Source organism: Pantoea latae, from assembly GCF_002077695.1.
Taxonomy (GTDB): Bacteria; Pseudomonadota; Gammaproteobacteria; order Enterobacterales; family Enterobacteriaceae; genus Pantoea; species Pantoea latae.
The window spans coordinates 1-20098 of record NZ_MWUE01000006.1; the positions used below are offsets into that span (position 1 = coordinate 1).

The window sequence follows — 20098 nt, forward strand, 5'->3', positions numbered from 1 at the left end:
TCAAGCTTGCCTTGTTTGCGGCCTTCCTGCCTGAGCTGTTCTGCAATGGTCATCAGTGCGTCCTCCTGTTGCGGTATCCGCTGTGCCAGTTCGCGGACAAAGGCGCTGGCGTCTGTGGTTTCGCCTGCCTGAACAATATAGTGTACCAGCGATATTATCTGTGATGAAGAGAGCCAGCCCGCTAGCAAAACTGACGCCAGTCTGTCCATCACCTCCGACAAATCGCGCTGATGGATATGTTTTTGCAGCAGGGTAAGCGCGGCCATGCTGCGATGCTCGGCTATCTCATCGTCAGGTATAACAGTAACGTCTACCAGCGGAAAAGGATTGCCATAAACCTTTTCCGCCAGCGTCGGATCGCTGAACGCGTCCAGCCAGCGGGTAGAGAACGGATACGGGCTGCGCTTACCGGCGTAAAACAGCAGCGGAAGCACCAGCGGCAGTGTCTTGTGCCCTGCATCAAGGTGACGTTTCATCGCCGCTACCGCATAACGCAGCAGCCGAAACGCCATATGCCTGTCCGGCGTCGACTGGTGCTCAATCAGCACATGCACGTAGCTGTCATCGCCGCTGGTGGTTTTCAGGCTGTAGAGCACATCGCTGAAGTATGGACGCAGGTCATCCTCAACAAACGAACCGGACTCCAGTTTCAGCGTACTCAGGTCGCATATAGCGCGTAGCGTCGCCGGCAGGTGAAGCTCCATAAAATCGCGCGCAACATCTGGCTGGCTGAGAAACTGCCGGAAGGTGGCGTCGTGCGGGGTTGGTGTACTGTTTTTCTTCTTCATCTTTCCTGACTCTGAAAAAAACATCTCCAGAGCCTGACACAGCTGAAAAACAGTGTCATTAGCGAGACCGGTAAGTCATAGATAATTAAGGGCGAAGGCCCGTTACCGAACCTTCGCCCACGCGTTATTTATTTTGTAAAAATCAGGCCTGACGCGCCGGCGCTTTGTGCACCATAGTGTAGGCGTAATCGACGCCCATGCCGTAGGCGCCGCTGTGCTCGCGCACCAGATCCATCACCGCGTCGTAGGTCTCTTTGCGTGACCAGTCGCGCTGATACTCAAGCAGCACCTGCTGCCAGGTTACAGGAATCGCGCCGGCCTGCACCATACGCTGCACCGAGCGCTCGTGGGCGTCGACGCTGGTGCCGCCGGAGGTGTCCGTCACCACATAAACTTCGTAGCCCTCTTTCAGCGCCATCAGCGCCGGAAAAGTGAGACAGACTTCCGTCCAGAGCGCAGAGATAACCAGCTTCTTACGCCCGGTTTTCTCCACCGCTTCAACAAATTTCGCATCTTCCCAGGAGTTCATCGAGGTGCGTTCAATCGGCTTCGACTCCGGGTGCACCGCCAGCAGTTCCGGCCAGATATAGCCGCTAAAGCTTTCGGTTTCTACCGAGGTGTAAATCACCGGCACGTTAAAGATTTTTCCGGCCTTCGCGAGGGCGACGGTATTATTTTTAAGCTGCTGACGATCGATATTGGCGACGCCGAAAGACATCTGCGGCTGGTGGTCGATGAAAATCAGCGTTGAGTTTTGCGGGTCCAGCAGGTCGAATTTAGACATCATGTTGTTCCTCTCAAAGGGTTTGAATGTTGTGTTTCCGTTGAGATGAACTTTACGCAGCCAGCCTGTTAAGAGATAACGGAAAGAATTTCACAAGTTATTAAAAATTATTTTAGATAGCTGATATTAATAATATTTTTCAGAAGAAAGCGGCAAAAACTCGCGTTTATTCCTCTGTCGGCGTAGGCTTACACCACGAAAATAACCTCTACATCGCATTCACTATGATTGTTCGTCCCTACCAACACTGGTTCCGTCGGCTGCTGGGCTGGCACGGTTCGGTGCTGCCGAAAATTGGCTTCCGCCTGTCGCTAAACCTGGTGATGTCGATTGTCGCCATCGTCTGTTTTCAGTGGTACGAATCGCTCGGCGTCCACCTGACAACCGCGCCCTTCAGCCTGCTCGGCGTGGCGCTGGCGATCTTTCTCGGCTTTCGCAATAACGCCAGCTACGCGCGGTTTACCGAAGCGCGCACGCTGTGGGGCAGCATGCTGATTGCTCATCGCTCGCTGCTGCGTCAGGTCAAGAGCGTGCCGCTGGACAAGGCGCACGCGCGGGAATTTGCGGGGCTGCAGATGGCGTTCAGCTTCAGCATGAAGCATCAGCTGCGCAACAGCGACGCGCACGAGGATCTGACGCGTCTGCTGCCGCCACGCTGGCGCGATGAGGTGTTGAGCAGCCCGATGCCCGCCAGCCGCGCGCTGCTGTGCCTGGGCAAATGGCTGGGCGAGCAGCGTCAGCGGGGCAAGGTGTCCGATATTCTCTGGCAGAGCATGGATGAAAATCTTAATCATCTGTCGCAGGTGCTGGGCGGCTGCGAGCGCATCGCCTCCACGCCGATCCCTTTCGCCTACTCGCTGATCCTGCACCGCACGGTCTCGCTGTTTTGCACCCTGCTGCCGTTTGCGCTGGTAAGCGATCTGCACGGCATGACGCCGCTGGTGTCGATGTTTATCTCCTACACCTTTCTGGCGCTGGAATCGGTGTCGGAGGAGCTGGAGGATCCCTTTGGCGTCGAAGCCAACGATCTGCCGCTAAACGCCCTGTGCGTCAGCATTGAGCGCAGCCTGCGTGAAATGAACGACGACTTCCCGCTGCCGCCGCTGCCGCAGCCCGACGGCCGTCGCATATTGACCTGATTAGCCGAGCCGGTCGAGCCAGCGCACGTAGGCCTGATCCCACAGCGCGGCAGGCGTCCCGGCCTGGCCGAGACCGAAGCCGTGGCCGCCGCGGCTGATCTCGATCAGTTCGACCGGCACGCGATTGCGGCGGCAGGTATCGCGCATCAGCTCGGTGTTGTAGGGATTAGAGATGTGGTCATCTTCCGCCTGCGCCAGAAAGGTTGGCGGATAGCTGCGGGTCACGTAGTTCTGTACCGACCAGTTCGCCTCTTCTACCGGCGTTGCGCCGTTGCCCACCAGGATGCGGTGCGTGGTGGTATGGGTATAGGGCGCTTCCAGGGTGATCACCGGATAGATCAGCCCGACGCTGTCGACTTTTGGCACCACATGGTCCAGCTCATCCTGAATCTCATAGGAGCGGAATTCAGGCCGCGCCGCCGCCATGCCGAGCAGATGTCCGCCGGCGGAAAAGCCCAGCACATGCACTTTGCGCTCAAACGAACGCACCAGGCGAATCGCGCGCTGCGCGTCCTGCAGCGGCGCCAGATGCCCCGCCTGCCACTTCTCTTCCGGCAGTCGATAGCTCAGCACATAGGCGGTATAGCCGTTGCTGTTGAGCCAGCGCGCCACCGGCCAGGCCTCGCGGCCCATGCCGATAAACTTGTAGCCGCCGCCCGCCGCGATCAGCACCGCTTCGCCGTTGGGATTTTCCGGTTTAAAACGCTGAATGGTCGGGCTGACGATGTTGGACCAGGAGCCGTGTTTGTTGACGCGCAGCGGCCCGGACGGCCCGCCGCCGCCCGGCGGCTCATCCGGCCACAGCGGGATCACCTCGTCGCGCGCAAAGAGTTTGCCCGCAGTCATAGAGAGGAGAAGCGCTCCGGAGCCTAAAAGAAAGTGTCGACGCGTGATCATGATGCCCGTTGAGTCAATGCCAGTAGCTGATTCAGACGCGCCTGTCTGCGGCGACGCTGTAATTATGTGATGCGTATCAATTGCTGGCGATTATGTACGCAATTCGGGAAAAAATGCCACAAAAAAACGCGCCCGGATGGCGCGTTTATGCTGGGTGCCGCAACGCTTAATCTTCCTGCTGAAACTGCGTCATCACCGTCTGCTCGCACTGCGGCTCGTCGGCGCGGAGTTTGCCGCGCTCTTCCTCGCCCAGCTGCAGCCAGGCGTTCGCCACCTCGTTGGCAATATCTTCATCAAAGCTCGGCTGATTCATGGCGCTGGGGGATTTGCTCATCGCCGTATAGCTTTTCATTTTCTGCACGTAGGAGTCGGCCGTGCCCACCTGGGTTTCCCCGCTGACGATATGGCATAGCTTGCTGGCGTAGACGTTCTCCTGCGGAATATTGGTGTCGTCGTCAGCCGCCAGCGCGGCGGATGAGGCCAGCAGCCCCAGTACAATCAGTAACGGCTTTTTCATATCTGCTCCTGTTTTAGTCTATTCGTCGTTCTGCCGGGCGGAGAGGCGCGCCGAGCGCCAGTTCAGCAGCGGCGTCACCGTCACGCCATGAATGACGATGCTGCACACCACCAGCGTCAGCGCCATATCAACCATGGTCTCGGCCTGTTGCCCCGCCATGCCGTGCACCCAGGCAAAGGCGATATAGTTAATACTGCCGATGCCGCGAATACCCAGCCAGCCGATAAGCAGGCGTCTTACCGCTGGAATGCCGCAGCGCAGCGTGGTCAGCCACACCGCCAGCGGGCGCACCACGATAAACAGCGCCAGCCCCAGCAGAATGCCGTTGAGGTTCCAGTGGTGCGCCAGCGTCACGCCCAGCACCACCATCATCGCCGCCGCCAGCAAACGCTCAATGGTATCACCAAAAGAGAGCGCGTCGCTGACCACCAGCCCAACCGATTTTATCATGCCGCCGCTTTCGCCCGCGTGCTCCAGACGATTGTTGGGATTAACCAGCGCTTCGGCGGGCAACACCCGCTGCTCTTCGCTCAGCTCTTCCGGCGGATAGGCTTTAAACACGCGCAGCTCGGCGCGACGCAGCCCGACGCCGGCGGCGAAGGTGGCCAGGAAGCCCGAGGCGCCGATCGCCTCGGCCGCCGCATAGCTCAGCGCAATCAGCGCCAGCGCGAGAAAATCGTTGGGTGCCACATCGCCGTGCGCGCTGCGCAGCCGCGTCGCCAGCAGACCGACCAGGCGGCCAAACGCGAAGCCCAGCCCCAGGCCAGCGCCGATGCCCCAGATCACCTCCACCGCCGTCCAGTGACCAAAGCTGCTCCAGCTGAGGCTTTCGCCGTTAAACAGCAGCAGCGCCAGAATCAACAGCGGCAGCGCCGATCCGTCATTCATGCCCGCCTCGCTGGAGAGCGCCACGCGCAGCGCGTCGTCGTCGCGCGCGTCGTTGACCGAAATCAGACTTGCCAGCACCGGGTCGGTCGGCGCGACGATGGCGCCGAACGCCAGCGCCAGCGGCCAGTCGAAGCCCACCAGCCAGTGCGCCAGCAGCGTCATGCCGCCGACCGTCAGCAGCATCGCCGGAAAGGCGAGCCGCATGCCAACGCGCCAGCTGTGGGCGCGCAGCGGCAAACGCAGCTTCAGCCCGGTGATAAACAGCGAGGCCGCCATGGTGATTTCCGTGATATGCGCGGCGGCTTCCGAATGTTTCAGAATGTCGATCTGCACCACGTCAAACACCCAGGGCCCGCACAGGATCCCGGCTAACAGATAAAGCCCAAACGACGTCACTGGCCCGCGATGGATCCATCCCGAGGCCAGCGACATTAATAACAGGAGGCAGCCGGTGGCCGCCATCCAGGCAAGAAAGTTCATAACGCTTCGTTTTCCCTGAAAAATATCTTTTAATCCTGGCACAAGCGCACGAAAGCGGGATCAGTTCTTCAGGTGACGGCTCGCCAGGCGAAGCGCGAAGCTGGCGGCGCCGGCCAGCGTGGCAAGCGTCACGACGCCGTTCCAGCCCCAGCGCGCCAGCGCCAGGCTGCCCAGCGCGGCACCGGTCGCCATGCCGATAAACACTACGGTGAACAGCAGCGCGTTCAGGCGGCTACGCGCCTCCGGCGCCAGGCTGTAGACCAGCGTCTGATGCGCCACCAGCGTGGCCTGCACGCCGAGATCGAAGCCGATGGTGCTGAGCACGATCAGCGTCAGCTGGGCCGGCAGCGGCAGCGCGGGCAGCAGAAACATCAGCGCGAAGGAGACGGTGACCAGCCCGGCGCCGACGATAGTGACGCGCGCCGGACCGATGCGGTCGGCGACGCTGCCCGCCAGCGGCGCGGCCATGGCGCCCGCCGCGCCCGCCAGGCCGAAGGCACCCGCTACCGCGCTGTCGAGATGAAAGCGATCGCTGAGCATCAGCGCCAGCGTCGACCAGAAGGCGCTAAAGCCCACCGACAGCAGCCCCTGCGCCAGCGCCGCGCGGCGCAGCGTCTGATGATGGCGCCAGAGATGCGCCAGCGACAGCAGCAGGCGCGGATAGCTCACCGACGTGCCGGGCGTAAAGCGCGGCAGCACGCGCCACAGCGCCAGGCTAATCAACAGCACCAGCGCCGCCGCCAGCCAGTACATGGCGCGCCAGCCGAAATACTCCGCCACCACGCCGCTCACCACGCGCGACAGCAGAATGCCCACCAGCAGGCCGGTCATCACCGTACCGACCGTTTTGCCGCGGCTGCGTTCAGGGGCCAGCGCGGCGGAGGCTGGCACGATATCCTGCGCCACCGTCGCCGTCAGGCCGGTGGCGAAGCTGGCGATCAGCAGCGCGTTCAGGCCGCCGGAGAAGCCGCACAGCAGCAGTGCCGCCACCAGCAGCAGCCCTTTAATCAGAATGATGGCGCGGCGATCGTGGCGGTCGCCCAGCGGCGCCAGCAGCAGAATGCCCAGCGCATAGCCCATCTGCGTCAGCATCGGCACCATGCCGACCGCGCCGACGCCGACGTTGAACTGTTTGCCGATGATATCCAGCATCGGCTGGCTGTAGTAAATCGAGGCCACGCTCAGCCCTGCGCCTGCGGCGAGGGTAAACACCAGCGGGCCGGGCAAAGTCTCGGCCGGGCTGGCCGCAACGCTGTTAATTGCTGACATGTTGTCGTTCTCCAGAAGTATCCGGCGCTTAGTAAAGCGCATCGCCGCCATACGTTGTAGACTGAGAAAAAGCAAAACCGTTATGCGTGATACGTATGAGCAACCTCTCCAGTCCCGATCGTATTGAACTGATGCAGACCTTTATCCGCATCGTTGAGAGCGGCAGCCTGTCGGCGGCGGCGCAGCAGCTCAACACCACCCAGCCCACCATCAGTCGTCGGCTGCAGGCGCTGGAGCATCGTCTTGGGCTAAAGCTGATCATGCGCACCACCCACGCGCTGAAGCTCACCGACGACGGCGAGCGCTGCTACGCCCAGGCGCGCCAGCTGCTGGCGACCTGGCACGCGCTGGAGGATGAGCTGACCCACGCCAATGACGAGCCGGTCGGCACGCTGCGGGTGCGCGCGCCGCACGCCTTTGGTCAGGATCAGCTGGTCGCGCCGCTGGTGGAGTACCTGATGCGCTACCCGCGCCTTAGCGTAGAGTGGATGCTTAACGATCGCACGCCCGACTTTATCGCCGAAAACGTCGACTGCGCGATTCAGGTCGGCTCGCTGAGCGATCCCGCTATCGTGGCGATTCTGCTGGCGGAAGTGCCGCGCATCGTGGTGGCCTCGCCGGCGCTGCTGGCGCGGCACGCGCCGGTCGACGCCGTCGAGCAGCTGGCGGATCTGCCGTGGCTGGCGCTGACCAGCTTTTACCGTAACGAAATCGCGTTACAGCGCATTGACGACGGCCAGCCGGTCAATATGGCGATTGCGCCGCGCCTGAGCAGCGACAGCCTCTACGCGGTGCGCAAAGCGGCGCTGATGGGTATGGGCGCGGCGATCATGTCGTCGTGGGTGGTGCAGGAGGATTTAGCACGCGGCGAGCTGGTGCAGCTGACGCCGCAGTGGCAGGCGCCGCCGCTGCCGGTCTGGCTCACCTATCCCTGGGCGAGCTACTACCCGGCGCGCCTGCAGAAGTTTTTTGAAATGATACGGGAGGTTATGCCGCAGCTGACCGGCACGCGGCCAGCCGGGACGTTTCCGCGCTAGGCGGACTTCTTCTCGCTTTTCGACATATTGTCCAGCAAGCCCATCACAAAAGCCGACAGTACAAAGGTCAGATGGATGATCACGTACCACATCAGCTTGTCGTTGGGCACGTTGCGCGCTTCCATAAACACGCGCAGCAGATGGATAGAGGAGATAGCGACGATCGACGCCGCGACTTTATTTTTCAGCGAGCTGGAATCCATCTTGCCGAGCCAGCTCAGCTTCTCTTTATGTTCGTCGATATCGAGCTTAGAGACGAAGTTCTCATAGCCGGAGAGCATCACCATCACCAGCAGGCCGCCCACCAGCGTCATGTCCACCAGCGACAGCAGCAGCAGGATCAGATCGTTTTCCGCAATGCTGAGTATATTGGGCAGCAGGTGAAAAATTTCTTCAAAGAACTTAATCGTCAGCGCCAGCAAACCCAGCGAAAGTCCAATGTAAACCGGAGCCAGCAACCAGCGCGACGCATACATCAGGTTTTCGGTAAAACGTTCCATAATTTCCCACAGGTAATCAGACAGGTGAGGCAGTATAACCGATCCTCTGTGAAGTTATTTCAGCGCCTCTTCAGAAATTTCAGGCGCGGGCGGCAGCGGCAGCGAGAGGCGGAACGCCACGCCGCCTTCAATACGGTTCTCCGCCCAGATGCGCCCGCCGTGGCTCTCGACGATGGTTTTGCAGATCGCCAGCCCCAGCCCGACGCCCGGCACCGATGACTCTTTATCACCGCGCGCGAATTTGTCGAAAATACGCGTCAGGTCTTTGTCGGCAATGCCCGGCCCGTTGTCCCAGACCGCCATCTCCAGCCGATCGTGCTCGCGCCAGGCGCGAATGCCGCGCTGCGCGCTGTTGCCGGCATACTTCAGGCTGTTCTCGATCAGGTTGGTCAGCACCCGCTCCAGCAGCGCGCTGTCGCCTTTAATCAGCACCAGATCTGACGGCAGGTCGAGCGTCACGCCGTGCCCTTTTAGCGACGGCGCCATGCTGCTGAGCGCGCCGCCGATCACCTCGTCCAGCGCCAGCCACTCTTCGCGCAGGTTCAGCCCGCCCGACTGAATGCGCGCCATATCGAGCATATTGCTCACCAGGCGGATGGTGCTCAGCGTCTGCTCGCGGATCTGGTTCGCCTGGGTAACATACTTCGACTCGTCGTTGGCAAGATCCAGCATCAGCATCTCCGCCTGGCCGAACAGCACGGTGAGCGGGGTGCGCAGATCGTGCGACAGCGCAGAGAGCAGCGCGTTGCGCAGCTGCTCGCGCTCCGCCGCCAGCCGCGACGCCGCTTCGCTCTGCGACAGCGCCATCCGCTCCAGCGCGTTGGCGATCAGCACGGTAAAGGTCTCCACCAGCCGCTGCTGCTCCGGGATCATCAGCTGGCGCAGGTTTTGCGGCTCGACCACCAGCAGCCCGCGACAGTGCGCGCCGCTTTTGAGCGGCAGGATCTGGTAGGGCACGGCGGGCAACGTATCGGTGCCGGCGCCGGCGGGCTGTCCCTTGCTGTAGCTCCATTTGGCAATGGCGCGATCCGGCTCGCTGCCCGGCGTCGCCGCGCCCGTCGCCACCAGCTCGCCCTGCTCGTCCGGCAGCAGCAGCAGGCTGCGCGCCTGCAGGGTCACCTCGATCACGCGCTGGGCGGTGGCGGCGATATCCTCGGGCGTCAGCGCGCTGCCGAGCGATTTCGCCATCTCGTAGAGGTGGCGCGCGCGCTGCTCGCGGTAGCGCGCCACGCGCGCCTGATAGCGCACGCCCGCGGTGAGGTTGCCGACGATCACGCCCACCGCCAGCATCACCGCGAAGGTCACCAGATACTGCAAATCAGAGACCGCCACCGTGCCGGTGGGGGCGACGAAAAAGAGGTCGAAGGCGAGGATATTCATCACCGTGGCGATCACCGACGGCCAGCGCCCGTAGCGCAGCGCGATAATCACCACCGCCAGCAAATAGATCATCACGCCGTTGGCGGTGTCGAACCCGGCCAGCAGCCAGCGTCCGGCGGCGGTGACCAGGATGCAGAGCAGCAGCGCCATCAGCACGCCGCGCAGCGGCAGACGCCAGCGGTCGCCGCCGACGCGCGCGTCAGCTAACGGCAGCGCGTCGCCGGCCGGCTCGTCCAGCGCCACTACCAGCAGGTCGAGGTCCGGTCCCAGCTTGCCAAGCCGCGTGGCGAAGCTGTCGCGCCGCCAGCGCCGCAGCGGCCGGCGCCCGGTGACGATCTTGCCGAGGTTGTGTTCACGGGCGTAGCGCAGCACCGCCTGCGCCTCATCGGGGTCGGAGAGCGTGGCGGTCTCCGCGCCCAGCTCCTGCGCCAGCTGCAGGGTTTTCAGCACCGCGCGCCGCCGCGCTTCCGACAGCCGGTTAAGGCGCGGCGTCTCGACGTAGACCGCATGCCACACGCTGCCGAGGCGCGCCGCCAGTCGCGCGGCGGTGCGCACCAGCTTTTCGCTGCCGGCGTCGTCGCCGATACAGAGCAGAATGGCGTCGCGCGTGTGCCAGACGCGATCGCGGCCCTGCTGGTCGCGCCAGGCGCGCATCTGATCGTCGACGCGGTCGGCGGTGCGGCGCAGCGCCAGCTCGCGCAGCGCGAACAGATTACCCTTGCGGAAAAAGTTTTCGATGGCGCGCTCGGCGCGATCGCCGACGTAGACCTTACCCTCTTTCAGGCGCTGACGCAGATCGTCCGGCGGCAGATCCACCAGCACCACCTCATCGGCGCTGTCGAAAAAGGGATCGGGCACGGTTTCGCGCACGCGGATGCCGGTAACGCCGCCCACCACGTCGTTAAGGCTTTCCAGATGCTGCACGTTGACGGTGGTGATGACGTCGATGCCCGCATCCAGCAGCTCGTCGATATCCTGCCAGCGCTTGGGGTGACGCGAACCCTGCACGTTGGTGTGCGCCAGCTCATCCATCAGGATCACCGCCGGATGGCGCGCCAGCGCCGCGTCGAGATCGAACTCGGCATGGCGCGAACGGCCGGTGGCGCGCCGCGGCAGCACCGCCAGTCCGTGCAGCAGGCTGGCGGTCTCTTCGCGGCCGTGGGTTTCCACCACGCCGATCAGCACGTCGAGTCCCTGCGCGCGCAGCCGCTGCGCCTCCTGCAGCATGGCCCAGGTTTTGCCGACGCCCGCGCAGGCGCCGAAGTAGATTTTCAGCTTGCCGCGATGGCTGTCGGCCTGCTGCAGCAGCAGCGCGTCGGGATCGGGGCGTTGGCGTTCGTCGTTCATCACGTCCTTCAGGGTTGAGTCAGCGCGTCCAGCGCCAGATTAAGCCGCAGCACGTTGACGGTGGGATCGCCGCTAAAGGCGAGCAGCGGCCGCTCGGTATTGGCGTCGATCAGATCCTCGACCGTTTTCAGCGGCAGCTGACGCGCGGTGGCGACGCGCGGCGCCTGCCAGTGCGCGGCGGCGGGGGAAACCGCTGGATCAAGGCCGCTGGCCGAGGCGGTCACCAGATCCACCGGCACCGCCTGCGGCGAGAGCGGATTGGCGGCGCGCAGCGCGGCAACGCGTTCCGCCACCGCCTTGTCCAGCGCCGGATTGCTCGCCGCCAGATTGCTGCCGCTCGACGCCAGCGCATTATAGGGCGCGTCGCCGGTCGCCGACGGCCGACCCCAGAAATAGCCGGGTCGGGTAAAGTTCTGGCCGATCAGCGCCGAGCCGCGCCCGTCGATCAGCGAGCCGTTGGCCTGCGCCGGAAACAGCCACTGCGCCAGGCCGGTGGTCAGCAAAGGATACCCCACGCCGGTGACCAGCGTGAGCAGCAGTAAAACTAACATTGCCGGACGTAACTGACTCATTTTTTTCTCCTTATGCCAGACCCAGCAGCACCAGCAGCAGGTCGATGGCTTTAATGCCGATAAAGGGCACCAGCAGCCCGCCCAGCCCATAAATCAACAGGTTGCGGCGCAGCAGCGCCGCGGCGCTCAGCGGCCGATAGCTGACGCCCTTCAGCGCCAGCGGGATCAGAAAGACGATCACCAGCGCGTTGAAAATGACCGCAGAAAGAATCGCCGACGACGGCGAATGCAGATGCATCACGTTCAGCAGGTTGAGCTGCGGATAGGTCGCCGCGAAGGCCGCCGGAATAATGGCGAAATATTTGGCGACGTCGTTGGCGATGCTGAAGGTCGTGAGCGAGCCGCGCGTCATCAGCATCTGCTTGCCAATATGCACCACTTCCAGCAGCTTGGTGGGGTTAGAGTCGAGATCCACCATGTTGCCCGCCTCTTTCGCCGCCTGGGTGCCAGAGTTCATCGCCACCGCCACGTCCGCCTGCGCCAGCGCCGGCGCGTCGTTGGTGCCGTCGCCGGTCATCGCCACCAGCCGCCCTTCCGCCTGATACTGGCGGATCAGCGCCAGCTTCGCTTCCGGCGTCGCCTCTGAGAGAAAGTCGTCGACGCCCGCTTCCGCCGCGATCGCCGCCGCGGTCAGCGGGTTGTCGCCGGTGATCATCACCGTTTTAATGCCCATCTTGCGCAGCTCGGCGAAGCGCTCTTTGATGCCGCCCTTAACGATATCCTTCAGCGCCACCACGCCCAGCACCTTCGCCCCTTCCGACACCACCAGCGGCGTGCCGCCGGCGCGCGCCACCTCTTCTACCAGCGCGTTGACCTGCGCCGGGAAGCGGCCGCTGTTGGCCTCGATATGACGCTTCACCGCGTCCACCGCCCCTTTGCGGATCAGCCGGTTCTGCACGTTGACGCCGCTCATGCGCGTCTGCGCCGAGAAGGGAATAAAGCTCGCGCCCATGGTGGTCAGATCGCGCTCGCGCAGGTTGAAGCGCTGTTTCGCCAGCACCACGATGCTGCGCCCTTCGGGGGTTTCATCCGCCAGCGAGGCGAGCTGCGCCGCGTCGGCCAGCTGCTCTTCGCTAACCCCCGGCGCGGGCAGAAACTGCGTCGCCTGACGGTTGCCGAGCGTAATGGTGCCGGTCTTGTCCAGCATCAGCACGTCGACGTCGCCCGCCGCCTCGACCGCGCGGCCGCTGGTGGCGATAACGTTGGCGCCCAGCATGCGGCTCATGCCCGCCACGCCGATGGCGGAGAGCAGGCCGCCGATGGTGGTCGGGATCAAACAGACCAGCAGCGCCACCAGCACCGTGACGCTCACCGGCGCGCCGCCCCACGCCGAGAAGGGCCACAGGGTGACGGTGGCCAGCAGAAACACGATGGTCAGCGACACCAGCAGAATGGTCAGCGCGATCTCGTTCGGCGTTTTGCGCCGCTTCGCCCCTTCCACCATGGCGATCATGCGATCGAGAAAGGTTTCGCCCGGATTGACGCTGCACTGGATCACCAGCCAGTCGGAGAGGATGCGCGTGCCGCCGGTCACCGAGGCGAAGTCGCCGCCCGACTCGCGGATCACCGGCGCGGATTCGCCGGTGATGGCGCTCTCATCCACCGAGGCGCCGCCCTCCAGCACTTCGCCATCGCACGGGATAATGTCGCCCGCCTCCACCAGCACGATCTCCCCTTTGCGCAGGCTGTCGGCCGACACCTGCTGCCACTGCGCGTTGTGGCGCGGCTCCGCCAGCTTTTTGGCGAAGCTGGTTTTTTTAACGCCTTTCAGGCTGCTCGCCTGCGCCTTGCTGCGCCCTTCCGCCAGCGCCTCGGCGAAGTTGGCGAACAGCACGGTGAACCAGAGCCAGAGGGCGATGGCGCCGGTAAAGCGGGCGTTGCCGTCGAGCCAGCCGCCCGTCATGCCCAGCGCCAGCAGCGTGGTGAGCAAACTGCCGAGCCAGACCACGAACATCACCGGATTGCGGAACTGCACGCGCGGATCCACTTTTTTCAGCGCGTCGAGCAGCGCGACGCGCATCAGCGCGCCGTTCAGCGCCTGTTGTTGACGACTCATGAGTGCGTACCCTGAAGAAGTTGCAGATGCTCGGCGACTGGACCCAGCGCCAGAGCGGGAATAAAGGTCAGCGCGCCCACCAGCAGCACCGCGCCGATCAGCAGCGCGATAAACAGCGGGCCGTGCGTCGGCAGCGTGCCGTTGCCCACCGGCTGCGCCTTTTTCACCGCCATGCTGCCCGCCAGCGCGATGACCGGAATAATGATGCCGAAGCGGCCGACCAGCATGCAGAACGCCAGCAGCAGGTTCCAGAACGGCGTGTTGGCGCTCAGGCCTGCAAAGGCGCTGCCGTTGTTGTTGGCGGCGGACGACACCGCATAGAGCACTTCGCTAAAGCCGTGAATGCCCGGATTCGCCATGCCGGCGCGCCCCGCATCGGTCATCATCGCCAGCGCGGTGCCGAGCAGCACCAGCGTCGGCGTCACCAGGATCGCCAGCGCGGTCATCTTCATGTCGCGCACGTCGACCTTTTTGCCGAGGTATTCCGGCGTGCGGCCGATCATCAGCCCGGCGATAAACACCGCCAGCACCACGAACAGCAGCATGCCGTACAGACCGGCGCCGACGCCGCCGAACACCACTTCGCCCAGCTGCATCAGCCACATCGGCACCATGCCGCCCAGCGCGGTAAAGGAGTCGTGCATCGCGTTTACCGCGCCGCACGACGCGGCGGTGGTGATCACCGCAAACAGGCTGGAGTTAAGAATGCCGAAGCGCGTCTCTTTGCCCTCCATGTTCAGCGCGCTGTCCGCGCCGAGCGCCAGCAAATGCGGATTGCCGCGCGTTTCTGCCCACATCACCGCCACGACCGCCACAACGAACATCAGCGACATCGCCCAGAGCAGCATATGGCCCTGACGGCGATCGCGCACCGCGTAGCCGAAGGCAGAGCAGAGCGCCGCCGGGATAAGAAAGATCGCCAGCATCTGCACGAAGTTAGTCAGCGCGTTGGGGTTCTCGAACGGATGGGCCGAGTTGGCGTTAAAGAAGCCGCCGCCGTTGGTGCCCAGCATTTTGATCGCCTCCTGCGACGCCACCGGCCCCATCGCCAGCGTCTGCTTCGCCCCTTCCAGCGTGGTGACCTCATGGTAGGGCAGGAAATTCTGGATGCTGCCCTGGCTGACGAACAGCAGCGCCATCAGCAGGCTGATCGGCAGCAGCAGATAGAGCGTGATGCGCGTAAGATCGCGCCAGGCGTTGCCGAGCGCGTCGCTGTTGCGGCTGGCGAAACCGCGGATCAGCGCGAACGCCACCGCGATGCCGGTCGCGGCGGACACGAAGTTCTGCACCGTCAGACCGACCATCTGACTGAAATAGCTCAGGGTGCTTTCGCCGCCGTAGGACTGCCAGTTGGTGTTGGTGACGAAACTCACCGCGGTATTCAGCGCCAGATGCCAGCTCAGCGCGGGTAGCTGCTGCGGATTAAGCGGCAGCCGATCCTGCAGCAGCAGGATCGCCAGCAGCAGCAGCAGGCCGAGCAGGTTAAACAGCAGGATCGCCAGCAGATAGTGCGGCCAGCGCATGGCGGGCGCGTCGGCGCCGAGCAGCCGCCAGAGCGGGCGCTCGACGCTGGCCAGCAACGGCCTGTCAGCGATCAGCACCGCCAGCCCGCGTCCCAGCGGCTGCGCCAGCGCCATTAACGCCACGAAAAACGCGGCGATCAGTAAAAACGCATTGGCGGCCATTAAAACGCCTCCGCATTCAGCAGGGCATAGATCAGGTAGCCCAGTAACAAAAACACCAGCACGATGCCGGCCATTACGCCCACGCTCACAAAGACCTCCAGAGGGATCAGGGTTTCGCGTTAGCCTGCGCGCTTCGGTATAAAGAAGCGGTTAAATTGCCTGTAGCGGGCGTAAAAAAGTTATAAAAATGGCGATAAAACAGGCGGATGGCCGCTGGAAACCACCTTTTTTAGTTATATAACCCGGCAAGGCACCGCCACGCGTGCTGGGACATTGTGAAGACGACTGATATTCATTATCATTTCGATTTCCTTGCGAAATAGTGCTGATGCGTTTTCTTTTTTCTCTGCTGCTGCTGCTGTGCAGCACCGCTGCCGTCGCAAAATCGGTCGTCGATATCACCGGCCAGAAGGTGATTATTCCTGACCATCCGCAGCGCATTATTCTGGGCGAAAGCCGTATGCTCTACACCCTGGCGCTGATCGTGCCCGGCAATCCGGCGGCGCGCATCGCGGGCTGGCCGGGGGATATGGCGAAGTACGATGCGCAAAGCTGGCGACAGTTTACCGCCGCGTTCCCGACAATAAACGCGGTGCCGCAGCTCGGCGCTGGCGCGCTGCGCGATCTCAATCCCGAACAGCTGCTGACGCTTAAACCCGATCTGATTATTCTGCCGCGCCTGGCGAAAAGCGGCGCGCAGGAGGCGCATTTCCGCCAGCTGATGCAGCAGGTCAATATTCCGGTGATCTATGTCGACCTGCGCGTCGACCTGCTTAACAACACGGTGCCGAGCCTGAAAATTTTGGGCGAGGTATTCGACCAGCCGCAGCGCGCGCAGGCGTTTATCGACTTCTATCAGCAGCATATGGCTCAGGTGCGCGATCGGCTGGCGCGCTATCACGGCGCGAAAACCCGCGTGATGCTGCATCTGCATCTGGGCCGCCGCGACAGCTGCTGCACCACGGCAGTGAACGGTAATCTCGGCCAGCTGCTCGCCTTTGCGGGCGGCGACAATATCGCGGCGGGCGCGGTAAAAGGGGTGTTTGGCGAGATCAATCCCGAACAGGCGCTGGCGCGGCGGCCGCAGGTCTATATCGCCACCGGCATGGCGGACGCGGACAACGATAAAACCCTGCAGCTCGGCCCGCAGATCGCCGCCGACCAGGCGGCTGCCAGCCTGCAACGGCTGCTCGCCGCGCAGCCGGCGCTCAGCCAGCTCGAGGCGGTGAAAAACCAGCGCGCCTGGGGCCTGTGGCACAACTTCTACCTCAGCCCGTGGCATGTGGTGGCGGTAGAGGTGTTCGCCAAAGCGCTCTATCCGCAGCTGTTTGCCGACCTCGATCCGCAACGCACGCTTGAACAACTTTATCAGCGCTTTCTGCCGCTGACGTTATCAGGGACCTTCTGGAGCCAGCTACCGCAATGAAACACCTTTCTCCCTTTTTGCTGGGCGGCGCGCTGCTCTCCGGCGGCCTGCAGGCGCAGGAATCGACGCTACTGGTCACTCAAGAGGCAGAGCCGCAGGAAAGCGGCTACCAGCCGCACAGCAGCGTGACCGCCACGCGCGCGCTGGCAAAGATTATCGACACGCCGCAGAACGTCACCGTGGTGGAGCAGCAGGTGCTGCAGGACAGCGACGCGCAGGATCTCGACGACGCGGTAAAGTTCGTCAGCGGTATCACCCAGGCCAATACGCTGGGCGGCACCCAGGACGCGCTGATCAAGCGCGGCTTTGGCGATAACCGCGACGGCTCGATCCTGCGCGACGGCGTGCGCTCGATTCAGGCGCGCAACTTTACTCCCACCAGCGAACGCGTCGAGGTGCTGAAAGGCCCCTCCTCCATGCTCTACGGCATGAACGAGCCTGGCGGGCTGGTCAACATTATCAGCAAGAAGCCGCTGCTGACGCCGCAGGTGCATCTGGAGGGGCGCAACAGCAGTTTTGGCGGCGGCGGCGGGCAGCTCGACGTCACCGGCCCGCTCGGCACCAGCGGCTTTGCCGGGCGACTGATCGTCGATCACGACGAGACCGACTACTGGCGCAACTTCGGCCGCACGCGCCAGACGGTGATTGCGCCGTCGCTGACGTGGTTCGGCGAGAGCACCACGCTGCGCGTCGCCTGGGAACATATGGAGTATCTGGTGCCTTTCGATCGCGGCACGGTGATTAACCCGAAAAGCGGCAAGCCGGTGAATACGCCGCGCGAAGAGCGCTTCGACGAGCGCTTCAACGCCACGCGTGGCGATCAGGATACCCTGACGCTGGCCGCCGATCGGATCCTGAGCGACAGCTGGACGGCGCATCTCAACTACAGCTTTACGCGCAACACCTACAGCGACCATCAGGCGCGCGCCACCGCCTTTAACGCCGATACCGGCGTGCTGACGCGCCAGGCGGACGCCACCGGCGATGCGCAGAGCCGTTCGCAGCTGGTGCAGCTGACGCTGAATGGCGATGTCGACTGGGGACGCGTCAACCATCAGCTGCTGGCGGGATTTGATTACGAAGCCGACCGCACCTTCCGCGGCGATATGCTGCGCGGCACGAAGAACAGCCGCTTCAACATCTGGCATCCGGTGTATGACGAGATGGCGTCTACCTCGACGGTGAGCGCCGCCGACAGCGATCAGCGCGAGAATATCGATAGCCGTGGCCTGTTTTTACAGGATGCGATCCGCCTGACGCCGAACTGGCTGCTGCTGGGCGGCCTGCGCTACGACAGCTTTGACGTGATGGCGGGCAAAGGCCGCCCGTTTGTCGCCCGCACCCGCAGTTCTGACAGCCGACTGGTGCCGCGCGCGGGCGTGGTGTACAACCTCAACAGCTGGTCGAGCCTCTACGCCAGCTACACCGAATCCTTTAAGCCCAACTCCTCTATCGCCACCGAGATCGGCGCGCTGCCGCCGGAGCTGGGTAAAGCCTGGGAAGTGGGCGGCAAGATCGATCTGCCCAACGGCGTAACCGGCACGCTGGCGCTGTTTGATATCCAGAAGCGCAACGTGATGGTGGATGAGCTGGTAGAGGGCGAAACCGTGACGCGCACCGCCGGCAAGGTGCGTTCGCAGGGGGTCGAGCTGGATCTGGCGGGCAAGCTGACCGAGTCGCTCAGCCTGGTGGGCAGCTACGCCTGGACCGACGCGCGCGTCACCGCCGATCCTGAGAACAACGGCAACGCCATGACCAACACCGCGCGCCATACCGCCGCGCTGTTCCTCACCAACGACTTCGGCGCCACCGGCCTGCTGGCGGCGGACGACCTGCGCGCCGGCGTCGGCGCGCGCTACGTCGGCCGTCGGCCCGGCGATGCGGCCAACAGCTTTTACCTCGATGACTACACGGTGGCGGACGCCTTTGTCGCCTGGCAGACGCCGCTAAACGGCTACCGCCTGAAGTGGCAGGTCAACGTCAACAACCTGTTTGATAAGACCTACTATCCGTCAAGCGGCAATAACCTGCGCGTCGCCGTGGGCGAGCCGCGCGAAATCGTGCTGCGCGCCAGCGTCGATTTCTAGCTCGCCAGCGCCCAGACGCGGTTGAGATCGGCGTTCTGCCAGAGCTGACTCTCTTCCGCGCCGATAATGCTGTCGGTGCAGAAGCTGTCGCCGAGATCGATACGCTCCGGCTTCACTTCGCGCTGGGCGTGCAGCGACCAGAAGGCGTGCACCACCGGTTTCAGCAGCGAGCGCTCGCCCGCCTTGACCACCAGCGCCACGCGTCCCGATGCCAGCCGCACCAGCGATCCCACCGGATAGATGCCGATGGCGCGCACAAAGGTATGCAGCACCTGATTGTCGAAGTGGCCGCGCCAGCTCAGCATATTGTGCATCGCGTCGGCGGGCGACCAGCCTTTGCGGTAGACGCGCGTCGAGGTCAGCGCGTCGTAGACGTCGCACACCGCGGCCATGCGCGAGTAGAGCGAGATCTCCTCGCCTTTCAGCCGGTGCGGATAGCCGCTGCCGTCATATTTTTCATGGTGATGCAGCGCAATATCGAGCAGATCGGCGTCGGCGTCCGCCTCCATCAGCATCTGCGCGCCGATCACCGGATGCTGGCGCATCACCTCGAACTCCTCATCGCTGAGCTTGCCGGGCTTGTTGAGGATCTCCAGCGGCACCGCCGCCTTGCCGACGTCATGCAGCAGGCCGCCCATGCCGACGCGCCGCACCTGCCTGCTGTCCAGCCCCAGCCGCTGCCCCAGCGTGATCATCAGCCCGCAGACCGCCATCGAGTGCAGCCAGGTGTAATCGTCATGATTTTTCAGGCGCGCCACGCTCAGCAGCGCGGTCGGTTCGCGCCGGATAGAGCCGGCGATCTCATCCACCAGATCGAGCGTGCCCGCCAGGTTAAGGCTATGGCCGAGACGCGCCTCGTTGAACATCGCCATCACCTGGGTTTTGCCCTGCTGAAAAATCTTCTGCGCCTGATCCAGCTCCTGGAAAAACGGCGTGCGGGCGATGGGCTTGCGCGCCGGCGACGGCGCGACGGGCGCCTGCACGGATTTATTTAGATCGATCCACAACTGCTGGATCCCTTCGTTACGCAACATCGCGATCTGGCGCGGATCGGTCACCAGCATCTGATTACGGATGCGCTTATCTTTGATCCACCAGACATCGAGCTTATGGATAAACATCCCTGGCCGCAGCTCGTCGACGGTGATTTGCTTGATCACGATATCTCTCCTTAGGATCGCCCCTGGTAGAGAAGTATCGGCAAGTGAGCAAATTTTCTTCAGTGAGAATCAAGTGGTCGGTGGTC

The 20098-nt window shown here is 63.2% G+C and carries 17 protein-coding genes; 4 read left to right on the top strand and 13 right to left on the bottom strand.

The annotated features are described in order from the left end of the window. Together B2J69_RS04055 and B2J69_RS04060 are read right to left on the bottom strand one after the other, a co-directional pair. A partial coding sequence (locus B2J69_RS04055; protein ID WP_143806242.1) for an Rpn family recombination-promoting nuclease/putative transposase occupies positions 1–788 on the bottom strand: 788 nt, incomplete at its 3' end. Positions 789–930: 142 nt separating this feature from the next. After that, the gene (locus B2J69_RS04060; protein WP_081136670.1) at positions 931–1572 is read right to left on the bottom strand and encodes a hydrolase; all 642 of its coding nucleotides are present in this window, start codon (positions 1570–1572) and stop codon (positions 931–933) included. Between the two features lie 224 nt (positions 1573–1796). Between B2J69_RS04060 and B2J69_RS04065 the strand changes: the two genes are divergently transcribed. After that, positions 1797–2711: a bestrophin family protein gene (locus B2J69_RS04065; protein WP_081136671.1), complete on the top strand. Its 915-nt coding sequence runs from the start codon at positions 1797–1799 to the stop codon at positions 2709–2711. Here B2J69_RS04065 and B2J69_RS04070 read toward each other — a convergent pair whose 3' ends face one another. The 4 genes from B2J69_RS04070 to B2J69_RS04085 all read right to left on the bottom strand — a co-directional run bounded on the left by B2J69_RS04070 (position 2712) and on the right by B2J69_RS04085 (position 6762). Further along, entirely contained in the window at positions 2712–3608 is an 897-nt protein-coding gene (locus B2J69_RS04070; RefSeq protein ID WP_081136672.1) for an alpha/beta hydrolase, read from the bottom strand. It abuts the gene before it with no gap. 166 nt (positions 3609–3774) lie between these two features. Continuing rightward, entirely contained in the window at positions 3775–4125 is a 351-nt protein-coding gene (locus tag B2J69_RS04075; RefSeq protein WP_081136673.1) for a hypothetical protein, read from the bottom strand. An 18-nt stretch (positions 4126–4143) separates the two neighbouring features. Further along, the gene (locus B2J69_RS04080; protein ID WP_081136674.1) at positions 4144–5493 is read right to left on the bottom strand and encodes a cation:proton antiporter; all 1350 of its coding nucleotides are present in this window, start codon (positions 5491–5493) and stop codon (positions 4144–4146) included. A 60-nt stretch (positions 5494–5553) separates the two neighbouring features. Further along, the gene (locus B2J69_RS04085) at positions 5554–6762 is read right to left on the bottom strand and encodes an MFS transporter (protein ID WP_081136675.1); all 1209 of its coding nucleotides are present in this window, start codon (positions 6760–6762) and stop codon (positions 5554–5556) included. Positions 6763–6857: 95 nt separating this feature from the next. On the opposite strand from B2J69_RS04085, the gene B2J69_RS04090 reads away from it, so the two are divergent. Further along, entirely contained in the window at positions 6858–7799 is a 942-nt protein-coding gene (locus tag B2J69_RS04090) for a LysR family transcriptional regulator (RefSeq protein ID WP_081136676.1), read from the top strand. Here B2J69_RS04090 and B2J69_RS04095 read toward each other — a convergent pair. Genes B2J69_RS04095 through kdpF form a run of 6 tightly spaced genes read right to left on the bottom strand, consistent with a single transcriptional unit; the run spans position 7796 to position 15428 of the window. Then, positions 7796–8299 (bottom strand): TIGR00645 family protein, encoded by a 504-nt coding sequence (locus tag B2J69_RS04095; protein WP_081136677.1) that lies wholly within the window; start codon positions 8297–8299, stop codon positions 7796–7798. The two genes, B2J69_RS04090 and B2J69_RS04095, sit on opposite strands and share 4 nt — an antisense overlap. Before the next feature lie 54 nt (positions 8300–8353). Continuing rightward, entirely contained in the window at positions 8354–11026 is a 2673-nt protein-coding gene (gene kdpD, locus B2J69_RS04100) for a two-component system sensor histidine kinase KdpD (protein WP_081136678.1), read from the bottom strand. 8 nt (positions 11027–11034) lie between these two features. Continuing rightward, positions 11035–11598: a potassium-transporting ATPase subunit KdpC gene (gene kdpC / locus B2J69_RS04105; RefSeq protein WP_081136680.1), complete on the bottom strand. Its 564-nt coding sequence runs from the start codon at positions 11596–11598 to the stop codon at positions 11035–11037. 10 nt (positions 11599–11608) lie between these two features. Continuing rightward, positions 11609–13654: a potassium-transporting ATPase subunit KdpB gene (kdpB, locus tag B2J69_RS04110; RefSeq protein WP_081136682.1), complete on the bottom strand. Its 2046-nt coding sequence runs from the start codon at positions 13652–13654 to the stop codon at positions 11609–11611. Beyond that, positions 13651–15339, bottom strand: coding sequence for a potassium-transporting ATPase subunit KdpA (gene kdpA / locus B2J69_RS04115; protein ID WP_081136684.1), 1689 nt, complete (start codon positions 15337–15339; stop codon positions 13651–13653). Before kdpA ends, kdpB begins: the two co-directional genes overlap by 4 nt. After that, entirely contained in the window at positions 15339–15428 is a 90-nt protein-coding gene (gene kdpF, locus B2J69_RS04120) for a K(+)-transporting ATPase subunit F (RefSeq protein ID WP_081136686.1), read from the bottom strand. The genes kdpA and kdpF overlap by 1 nt, the downstream gene beginning before the upstream one ends. Positions 15429–15667: 239 nt before the next feature. Between kdpF and B2J69_RS04125 the strand changes: the two genes are divergently transcribed. Beyond that, positions 15668–16765 (top strand): ABC transporter substrate-binding protein, encoded by a 1098-nt coding sequence (locus tag B2J69_RS04125; RefSeq protein ID WP_081136688.1) that lies wholly within the window; start codon positions 15668–15670, stop codon positions 16763–16765. Further along, positions 16762–18852, top strand: coding sequence for a TonB-dependent siderophore receptor (locus B2J69_RS04130; protein ID WP_081136690.1), 2091 nt, complete (start codon positions 16762–16764; stop codon positions 18850–18852). The genes B2J69_RS04125 and B2J69_RS04130 overlap by 4 nt, the downstream gene beginning before the upstream one ends. Here the strand turns inward: B2J69_RS04130 and B2J69_RS04135 are convergent. Beyond that, positions 18849–20012, bottom strand: a complete 1164-nt coding sequence (locus B2J69_RS04135; RefSeq protein ID WP_081136692.1) for an HD-GYP domain-containing protein — start codon at positions 20010–20012, stop codon at positions 18849–18851. The two genes, B2J69_RS04130 and B2J69_RS04135, sit on opposite strands and share 4 nt — an antisense overlap. Between the last annotated feature and the right edge of the window lie 86 nt (positions 20013–20098).

Excerpts from the sequence above, each read along its gene's own strand:
- B2J69_RS04060 (WP_081136670.1), bottom strand. The coding sequence starts at position 1,572 with ATGTCTAAATTCGACCTGCTGGACCCGCAAAACTCAACGCTGATTTTC.
- B2J69_RS04065 (WP_081136671.1), top strand. The coding sequence starts at position 1,797 with ATGATTGTTCGTCCCTACCAACACTGGTTCCGTCGGCTGCTGGGCTGG.
- B2J69_RS04070 (WP_081136672.1), bottom strand. The coding sequence starts at position 3,608 with ATGATCACGCGTCGACACTTTCTTTTAGGCTCCGGAGCGCTTCTCCTC.
- B2J69_RS04075 (WP_081136673.1), bottom strand. The coding sequence starts at position 4,125 with ATGAAAAAGCCGTTACTGATTGTACTGGGGCTGCTGGCCTCATCCGCC.
- B2J69_RS04080 (WP_081136674.1), bottom strand. The coding sequence starts at position 5,493 with ATGAACTTTCTTGCCTGGATGGCGGCCACCGGCTGCCTCCTGTTATTA.
- B2J69_RS04085 (WP_081136675.1), bottom strand. The coding sequence starts at position 6,762 with ATGTCAGCAATTAACAGCGTTGCGGCCAGCCCGGCCGAGACTTTGCCC.
- B2J69_RS04090 (WP_081136676.1), top strand. The coding sequence starts at position 6,858 with ATGAGCAACCTCTCCAGTCCCGATCGTATTGAACTGATGCAGACCTTT.
- B2J69_RS04095 (WP_081136677.1), bottom strand. The coding sequence starts at position 8,299 with ATGGAACGTTTTACCGAAAACCTGATGTATGCGTCGCGCTGGTTGCTG.
- kdpD (WP_081136678.1), bottom strand. The coding sequence starts at position 11,026 with ATGAACGACGAACGCCAACGCCCCGATCCCGACGCGCTGCTGCTGCAG.
- kdpC (WP_081136680.1), bottom strand. The coding sequence starts at position 11,598 with ATGAGTCAGTTACGTCCGGCAATGTTAGTTTTACTGCTGCTCACGCTG.
- kdpB (WP_081136682.1), bottom strand. The coding sequence starts at position 13,654 with ATGAGTCGTCAACAACAGGCGCTGAACGGCGCGCTGATGCGCGTCGCG.
- kdpA (WP_081136684.1), bottom strand. The coding sequence starts at position 15,339 with ATGGCCGCCAATGCGTTTTTACTGATCGCCGCGTTTTTCGTGGCGTTA.
- B2J69_RS04125 (WP_081136688.1), top strand. The coding sequence starts at position 15,668 with ATGCGTTTTCTTTTTTCTCTGCTGCTGCTGCTGTGCAGCACCGCTGCC.
- B2J69_RS04130 (WP_081136690.1), top strand. The coding sequence starts at position 16,762 with ATGAAACACCTTTCTCCCTTTTTGCTGGGCGGCGCGCTGCTCTCCGGC.